1 protein-coding gene is annotated in these 599 nt (G+C 76.6%); it reads left to right on the top strand.

Translation table 11 applies throughout. The features are described from left to right. Positions 1 to 512 (top strand): glycosyltransferase family 2 protein (locus D8M29_RS13205; protein WP_238693437.1); only part of this gene is annotated, 512 nt, incomplete at its 5' end. Positions 513 to 599 lie beyond the last annotated feature (87 nt).

The raw sequence follows: 599 nt of genomic DNA, 5'->3' as shown, positions 1-599 counted from the left end.
GGGTCCGCGACGTCGGGGAGGCCGACCTGACCTCGCACCGCGCGGACGCCCTGCTGCGCCGCCTCTCCGTGCCCCACCGGGCGCGCGCGCACCTGACCGCCGGGCCCTCGGACGAGTGGCACCTCGTGTGGACGCTGATCCTGGCGCTGCGGCGCGCGGACCTGGCCCGCATCGGCGGTTTCGACGCGGGCTTCACCGGCTACGGCGCCGAGGACACGGACCTGGCCTTCCGCGCCCGAGCCGCCGGCCTGACGCTGCGGTTCAGCCCCGCCGAGGCGTTCCACCAGCACCACGGCGTGATGACCCCGCCGCTGCACCACCTCGAGGACATCCTGGTCAACGCCCGCCGCTTCCGGCAGGTGCACGGCCGATGGGCCATGGAGGGGTGGCTACGCGCGTTCGCGGACGCGGGGCTGATCGCGTGGGACCCCGAGGGCGAGCGGCTCGAGCTGCTGCGTCACCCCACGGAGGCGGAGCTGACGGCCGCCCGCCGCGACGACGCCGCGTACTGAGGGGCGATGCGCCGGGGGCGTGCCGGACTCAGCCCAGGGCACCCTCGATCGCCGCCTCCCAGCGCCGCCGGTACTCGCCCGGCGCCA

Origin of the sequence: Micrococcus sp. HSID17227, assembly GCF_003989405.1 — a bacterium.
Classification (GTDB): Bacteria; Actinomycetota; Actinomycetes; order Actinomycetales; family Micrococcaceae; genus Micrococcus; species Micrococcus luteus.
Note: the sequence above shows the minus strand (reverse complement) of the source record. Positions and strands in the feature narration are given on the sequence as shown.